The organism is Marinobacter sp. G11 (genome assembly GCF_021282325.1).
Classification (GTDB): Bacteria; Pseudomonadota; Gammaproteobacteria; order Pseudomonadales; family Oleiphilaceae; genus Marinobacter; species Marinobacter vinifirmus.
The window spans coordinates 1-7550 of the sequence record NZ_JAJSPB010000056.1 but is presented as its reverse complement, the minus strand read 5'-3'; the positions used below and the strand labels follow the sequence as shown (position 1 = coordinate 7550).

Here is a 7550-nt window from a genome sequence, read left to right as displayed (position 1 = left end):
TCCCTATGCCTATCTGAAGGATGTGCTGACCCGCTTGCCGACTCAGAAAAACAACACCATCGACGAACTGTTGCCCCACAACTGGAAGCCGGCTACACCTGACAAGGTGTGATGGGCGGACGCTTACTGTGCTCTCACTGGATCACATCGCTGGTCGTGAAATACCTCGGGTGAATCGCCGCTTGCGGCGAGAGGGCAGAGCCCTTGGAGCAAGTGCTCCTATTTTACACACCAAATTACATACCGTGTAAAAACTAAAAATGCCCCAAAAGCCTTTGCTTATGGGGCATTCACTCACTCACCAACAGAAGTACACAAAATTCACTATATACTCCCTTGTGCGGGTTTTTTCATGGCGGGCATACTGTTACCAGTGCACGCCCCGCATGATGGCGGCAAAGGCCACCTGCTCGGTGGACACCTTCGGCTTCTCTCCGGAATTGCTGCCTGCTGCGGCGGGCGAATCCGGGAACATCCGGTAACCGGTATTCATGATGATCTCGCCCATTTTCGGCGTCAGGGAATGCAGCACCGAAGCAAACACACCCAGGCGAGTAGCAATGCGCTTGGGCCGGTAAACGATGGCATCTGCCACCATCTGCGCGGCTTCGTCCGGCGTCAGCGTGGGGACCGAATCGTAGATCTTGGTCGGCGCAATCATCGGCGTTTTCACCAGTGGCATATTGATGGTGGTGAAAGTGACGTTGCGGTCTGACCACTCGGCCGCGGCACAGCGGCTGAAGGCATCCAGAGCAGACTTCGACGCCACGTAGGCGGAGAAGCGGGGCGCGTTGGTCAGCACACCGATAGAAGAGATATTCACCACGTGCCCGCGACGGCGCTCCAGCATGCCCGGTGCAAAGCCCATGATCAGGCGTACAGAGCCGAAATAGTTCAGCTGCATGGTACGCTCGAAATCGTGGAAGCGGTCAAACGACAACGCCAGTGAGCGACGGATAGAACGACCGGCGTTGTTCACCAGCACGTCCACCTGGCCGTGGTTATCCAGCACGGTTTTCACAAAGCGGTCGCAGTCTTCCATGTCGGAGAAGTCGCACTGGTAGGCGTGCACGTTTCCGCCCTTGGCCTCCAGCTGGCTGGCCACTTCATCCAGGGTTTCCTTGGTGCGGGCACCAATCACCAGAATAGCGCCGGCCTCGGCCAGCTTCTCTGCAGTGGCCAGGCCAATACCGGAGGTTGCGCCTGTCACCACACACACCTTGCCTTCCACCGTACCTTTCAGGGTGCGATCCTTGAACAGGTCCGGGTCCAGGTGGCGCTCCCAGTAGTCCCAGATAACCGGGGCGTAGTCCGGCAGGCGCGGCACTTCAATTCCGGAGCCCTTCAGCACGCGCTCCAGTTCCCGGGTATCAAAACGGGTCGGGTAGTTGATGAACGACATCACCGATGCCGGAATGCCCAGATCCTCCAGCACCGCACCGGTAATACGCTTCACCGGAGGCAGGTTCTTGATGCTCTGGCGGATAAACGGCGGAATAAAGCCGAACATCCGGGAGTCGATGCGCATGCCCATACGCGGAGCATGGCCGGCTTCGCAGAAGATATTGAGAATCTCGCCCACTTTGTACGGGTCAGAATCCACCAGGTGGAAACAGTTGCCGTCTTCACCGTCCAGGTGGGCAATGTGATCTAGGGCATTCGCCACAAAGTCCACCGGAACAATATTCAGGCGGCCGCCCTCGATGCCGACCGTCGGCACCCATTGCGGCAGCGCGTGGCGGATCTTCTGAATCATTTTGAAGAAGTAGTATGGCCCGTCGATCTTGTCCATTTCGCCGGTTTTGGAATGGCCGACCACCATTCCAGGGCGGTAGATACGGAACGGCACCTTGCACTCTTCACGCACCACTTTCTCGGATTCGTGCTTGGTGCGCAGGTACGGATGATCCAGCTTTTCCGCTTCTTCAAACATATCTTCGCGGAAAATACCCTTGAACAGGCCGGCAGCGGCAATCGACGAAACGTGGTGGAAATGCTTTGCGCCCATGGCTTCGGCAGCCTGAACAGCAGCCCGGGTGCCTTCAATATTGGTTGCTGCCTGGGCCTCTTCATCGGCGCTCATGTCGTACACAGCGGCCAGGTGGAAGAAGTGATCAACATTCCCCTTCAGGGCTTTCATGGCCTTGGCATCAATGCCGAGATTCTTGCTGGTGAGGTCGCCGATAACCGCCTTTACCCGGCTGTCATCCACACCCCAGCGCTCGCGCAGCTCTGCCAGCTTGTCCTGCGACTGCTCGCGCACCAGAACGTGTACGGTACCGCCCCGGGCCAGCAGTTTTTCTACCAGAAAACGACCGATAAAACCGGTGCCGCCTGTCAGGAAATAATTCATAAATACTCCATCCTGCCTGTTGCTCTGTTATTGTCTGTTCACCAACGAACCATAAGACCAAAGTCTTAGCCTTGTTCCATTCGCGGGCATTCTACTTATTTGCAACCTTCATGTATCGAACTTTTTTAGAGCTTTTACTCTGTAACCCTTTGTTTTTAATAGAGCTATTACTCTAAAAACCGGCAGCCCCCGCTCGGGGAATGTCCGGAATACCGACACACCAGCTTTTCAGACTAGCACAGGATTCGGTCGCTGGCGTCGTAACAGCCGGGTTACCAACGGGCAATGCAAGCGGCCGGCAGCAATGCGATAATCAGGAACTTCCAGCGCATCGGCGCATCCAATCACATCAATCTATCAAGGTTTAGCCAAACAGCATGCAGAACGACAGCCCCAACACCGAACGCTACATCGCCATTGCCCGTGCCTGCCTCAAGGCCATCAACGATACCGCCGCCAACAGTGGCAGCCGGGAAGAGAAAATCGATGCCGTATACCAGGCCATCGACAAGGCGTTCCAGGCCGAGTTTGCAGAGTACCGCCAAGCCACCGCGATTATGGCCACCGTACTCGAACGGATTGCCACCGGTGACCTGGATGCGGAAAAAGCTGCCAGCCTGGCCCGGAAAACCCTGGCCCAGCAGCCGGCGAACACCAAAACCGGTCAGATGCACTGACCCCGGATTTCCCACTGCACTTTCGTCCATAGCACAGTAAAGAGGCCCCATGACTGCCGAACGTTCTCTGTTCCATAGACTGTTCCGTTTCCAGATCCTGGCCCTGCTTTTTCTGGGTTACCTGCTGCTCAGCCCCCTGGCACTGGCCAGCGTATCGCCCGTTAAAAGCCCCAACGATCCGAACGAATACCGCTACCTGGAACTGGACAACGGCCTGAGAGTGGTACTGGCCTCAGACCCGGTCGCCGACAAAGCGGCTGCCTCCATGAATGTCGCGGTGGGCAGCGGCAACGATCCGAAAGACCGTGAGGGTCTCGCCCATTTTCTGGAGCACATGCTGTTTCTGGGTACCGAAAAATACCCGGACCCGGGCGAATACCAGCAGTTCATCCGCAGCCACGGCGGCAGCCACAACGCCTTCACCGCCTTTGCAGACACCAACTACTTCTTCGACGTGGAAGGAGAGTTCCTGGAACCGGCACTGGACCGCTTCGCCCAGCAGTTCTCCCACCCGCTGTTTACCGCGGAGCTGGTGGACCGGGAACGTAACGCGGTGCACTCCGAATACAGCGCCAAGCTGAAAGAAGACGGCCGGCGCCTGCTATCGGTACGCAAAACCGCCGGTAACCCGGACCATGCCTTCAGCCAGTTCGCCGTAGGCAACCTGGGCACGCTGGAAAACACCGACGACAACCCCCTGCGGCCAGACCTGATCGAGTTCTGGGAGCAAAACTACTCGGCCAACATCATGACCCTGGCGGTGTATGCCCCCCAGCCGCTGGACGAGCTGGAAACCATGGTTCGCGAGCGTTTTTCCGCCATCGCCAATCGCAACCTGACAGCCAAGACCCACCCGGAACCGCTTTATGACCTGGAGCAACTGCCGGAAAAAGTCACCGCCCAGACCCTCAAAGACAGCCGCAACATGACCCTGTCTTTCCCGATTCCGTCGCAACGGGATAACTACCAGACCAAGCCCGCTTCCTACGTGGCCAACCTGCTCGGCCATGAAGGCCACGGCAGCCTGTTTGATGTGCTCAAGCGAGCCGGTCTGGTGGAAAGCCTGTCTGCCGGATTAGGCATGGACACCGGCGAACACGCCACCCTGGACCTCAGCATGTCACTGACCCGGGAAGGCCTGGCCCGGCAGGATGACATCCTGGCCCTGAGCTTTCGCTATATCGACAAGGTTCGCGACAAGGGCGTTACTGAAAACCGCTTTGATGAAATGAAACAGCTGGCAGTGATCGACTTCCGTTTCCGGGAACGCAGTGAACCCATGAGTGAAGCCATGCGCCTGTCCAGCTTGCTGCGAGATTACCCGCCCCGGGATATTCTGAGCGCACCCTGGCTGATGGAACGATACGCGCCTGAACAGTACCAGGCCATCCTGGATCGCCTGACGCCGGACAACCTGATGGTATGGGTATCTGCCCCGGCCCAGCCGGAAGGCACGCCCCTGTTCACCAACTGGTATGAAACCCCGTGGCAGCGTGAGCCGCTCACCGTGCCTGAAACCACCGATAACCAACTGGCGGCACAGCTGGCCTTGCCCGCCGCCAACCCCTTTGTACCGGAGAACCTCGACCTGGTAGCCGGCAACACCATGGAACATCCGGTAAAACTGGGCGAGCTGGACGGGCTGGATATCTGGTACGCCCGGGACACCCGGTTCAATACCCCGAAAGCCAACGTATTTATCAGCCTGCGCACACCCGCTGCCCGGGCCTCCGCCCGCAGTGAGGTGCTAAGCCAGCTTCTGGTGGATGCCATCAACACCAACCTCAACTCCTGGGCCTACTCCGCCAGCCTGGCGGGGCTGGATTACAGCGTGTACCCGCACCTGCGGGGTATCACCATCCGCGTGGGTGGTTATAACGACAAGCTGCACAAGCTGGCGAACCGGATCCTGCTCGAGTTTTCCGACCCGCAGTTCACTACCCAGCGATTCAACATCGCTCGCCAGCGGCTGATGGATGGCCTGGAAAACAAGGCCAAGGACCGCCCTGTGCAGCAAACCTCTGAATTCATACAAACAGCGCTGATTGATGGCACCTATCCGGTAGCAGACAAACTGACAGCTGCCAGGGAAGTCACGCTGGATGAACTCAAAGCCTTCGGCCGGGAACTGGTGCGCCAGACGGACCCGGTTATGCTGGCCCATGGCAATCTGACCGAAGCCTCGGCCCTGAACCTGGCGCGGCAGGTAAAAGCCATGGTACTGGACGGCCGGGAACGCACAACGGTGGAGCGCTCCAACATCCGCCAGCTACCGGAAGGACAAACCCGGGCCGTGCTGGACGTTGCCCACCAGGACACCGGCTACACCCTGTACCTGCAGGGCAACGATACCTCTTATGAAGAACGGGCCCGCTTCCGCCTGTTGGCACAGATTGTCAGCAGCCCCTTCTATGAAGAGATCCGCACCACTCGCCAGCTCGGCTACATCGTGTACGCCACCGCCTTTGAGATGCTGGAAACACCGGCCCTTGGCCTGGTGGTGCAATCACCGGAAGCGGATGCACAAGCCATTGACCAGGCGGTACAGGCGTTTTCAGCCGACTTTGAAGGCCAACTGACTGAACTGGACGACAACCGCCTGAACCGGGAAAAGCAGGCGGTAATCAGCCAGTTGCTGCAGCAGGATCGCCAGCTGGGTGAAGTCTCTGGCCGCTACTGGCGCGAGATTGACCGTAATAACGAAGAGTTCGACAGCCGGGAGCAACTGGCAGACGCCATTAGGAAGGTATCACTCGAAGACCTGCAGAAAACCTACCGCAAGACCCTGCTTGATCGGGAGCGCGCGCTGATGGTTGTTACCGGCAAAGACGGCGAGAACCAGAAGCAGATACTGGAACAACTGCGTAAGCGGGGGCCTGTGGCCCCTTGAGCCACAAGCCCTTGCCCGCTATCATACCGCCTCTTCTGAAATGCCCCCGTAGCTCATCTGGATAGAGCGATCCCCTCCTAAGGGATAGGTAGCAGGTTCGAGTCCTGCCGGGGGTACCAGTTACCCTTCCATCAAGATCCACCAACCTCCACAACCTACCGTTTTTAAACACTTTTTACCTCATTCTTAGTCCATGAACATCCATTGACATCCATGCTCAGCCACAACCTTTGGGGGTACATCTGGGGGTGCAAACTGAAATGCACCCCGCTATAGTAAGTTTTATACCCCCAACCGCTGCAGGATACCCCCAATGGCGACGGACAAGCTGACCGACAGACAGATCAAATCTGCCAGCTTCGAAAAGTATGGCAAGCGCACCAAGCTCTCGGACGGTGCAGGCATGTACCTGGATATCCAGCCGTCAGGCAAGTATTGGCGCATGAAGTACCGGTTCGGCGGCAAAGAAAAAACGTTGGCTCTGGGGGTATACCCGGACGTTCCACTAAAGCTCGCCCGGCAGAGGCGCTCTGAGGCACGAGCATTAATCGCTGACGGCGTAGACCCCAATGAGATCAAAAAGCAGGAAAAAGCCACTGAGCAGGAGAAAAGCGACACCTTCAAGGTTGTTGCGGAAGAATGGCTGAAGCTGAAAAAAGGAGAGCTCTCCGAAGGCACCTTGAGAGTAGCCCGTAGAAGACTGGAGACCTGGGCCTACCCAAAACTAGGTCACCTGCCCATCGCAGACATCAAGCCTGCCAAGATTCTGGAAACGCTTCGCGAAATCGAGAACCAGGGCAAACACGAAACAGCGCACCGCATACGCCAGCGCATTGGTGAGATCTACAGGTACGCCGTCGCAGAAGGGCGAGCTGAAACAGATCCGACTTCCACACTGAAAGGCCTATTGAAGACGGCACCTACGCAGCACAGAGCTGCTATAACCTCCGAAGCAGAATTGGGGGCACTATTACGGGCCATCGACGCCTACAGTGGCCACGCATCGACCAGAGCGGCACTGAAGCTCGCTCCGATGCTGTTTCTGAGACCCGGTGAACTCAGGAACGCTGAGTGGGCAGAGATCGACCTGGAGTCGAGCACTTGGGTCGTGCCAGGTAAACGCATGAAAGGCACTCAGAAGGCAAAACGGGCCGGCTTAGTGCCGGACCACATTGTCCCCCTGCCCAAACAAGCGGTTTCTGTCCTGAAGGAGCTCCAGGCGATCACCGGCCACCAGCACCTGGTTTTCGAGTCTGTGAAATCGGGCCGTCCGCTCTCAGACAACACCATCAACGTTGCCCTGAGGTCTATGGGCTTTGATGGCTCTACGATGGTCGGGCACGGCTTTCGCGCAACAGCTTCGACACTACTACATGAGCAAGGATGGCAGCCAGAAGTCATTGAGCTACAGCTTGCGCACAAACAGCGCAACCAGGTTGCTGCAGCATATAACCGCTCTGCTCGCTTGAAAGAGCGGACGCAGATGATGCAAGCATGGGCAGATTAGAGGCTGTAAACCAAATTGTGTAACTGCCCACGACTGAGTAATCTTTTCAAAAGGATACCATCGTGGGTACACAAGTGGATCAAGAAAAACTCAAAGCCATGGCCGCCGAACTGGCCAAAGACA

At 57.4% G+C, this 7550-nt stretch carries 5 protein-coding genes and 1 tRNA gene; 5 read left to right on the top strand and 1 reads right to left on the bottom strand.

Features of this window, described 5'->3' with window-relative positions; all coding sequences use genetic code 11:
- Positions 1-112 (top strand): transposase domain-containing protein (locus tag LWH94_RS18515; protein ID WP_232903219.1); only part of this gene is annotated, 112 nt, incomplete at its 5' end.
- A gap of 255 nt (positions 113-367) precedes the next feature.
- Here LWH94_RS18515 and LWH94_RS18510 read toward each other — a convergent pair.
- Positions 368-2353 carry an SDR family oxidoreductase gene (locus LWH94_RS18510; RefSeq protein ID WP_232903218.1) on the bottom strand — a complete coding sequence of 662 codons (1986 nt, stop codon included), beginning with the start codon at positions 2351-2353 and terminating at the stop codon, positions 368-370.
- A 377-nt stretch (positions 2354-2730) separates the two neighbouring features.
- Here LWH94_RS18510 and LWH94_RS18505 point away from each other — a divergent pair, with 377 nt between their 5' ends.
- The 4 genes from LWH94_RS18505 to LWH94_RS18490 all read left to right on the top strand — a co-directional run bounded on the left by LWH94_RS18505 (position 2731) and on the right by LWH94_RS18490 (position 7427).
- Positions 2731-3030 carry a hypothetical protein gene (locus LWH94_RS18505; RefSeq protein ID WP_058340674.1) on the top strand — a complete coding sequence of 100 codons (300 nt, stop codon included), beginning with the start codon at positions 2731-2733 and terminating at the stop codon, positions 3028-3030.
- 49 nt (positions 3031-3079) lie between these two features.
- On the top strand, positions 3080-5920 hold the full coding sequence (locus tag LWH94_RS18500; protein WP_232903217.1) for an insulinase family protein: 2841 nt from the start codon (positions 3080-3082) through the stop codon (positions 5918-5920).
- A 42-nt stretch (positions 5921-5962) separates the two neighbouring features.
- Positions 5963-6039: transfer RNA gene (locus LWH94_RS18495), tRNA-Arg, on the top strand.
- A 194-nt stretch (positions 6040-6233) separates the two neighbouring features.
- Positions 6234-7427, top strand: coding sequence for a tyrosine-type recombinase/integrase (locus tag LWH94_RS18490; protein WP_232903216.1), 1194 nt, complete (start codon positions 6234-6236; stop codon positions 7425-7427).
- Positions 7428-7550 lie beyond the last annotated feature (123 nt).

Excerpts from the sequence above, each read along its gene's own strand:
- LWH94_RS18510 (WP_232903218.1), bottom strand. The coding sequence starts at position 2,353 with ATGAATTATTTCCTGACAGGCGGCACCGGTTTTATCGGTCGTTTTCTG.
- LWH94_RS18505 (WP_058340674.1), top strand. The coding sequence starts at position 2,731 with ATGCAGAACGACAGCCCCAACACCGAACGCTACATCGCCATTGCCCGT.
- LWH94_RS18500 (WP_232903217.1), top strand. The coding sequence starts at position 3,080 with ATGACTGCCGAACGTTCTCTGTTCCATAGACTGTTCCGTTTCCAGATC.
- LWH94_RS18490 (WP_232903216.1), top strand. The coding sequence starts at position 6,234 with ATGGCGACGGACAAGCTGACCGACAGACAGATCAAATCTGCCAGCTTC.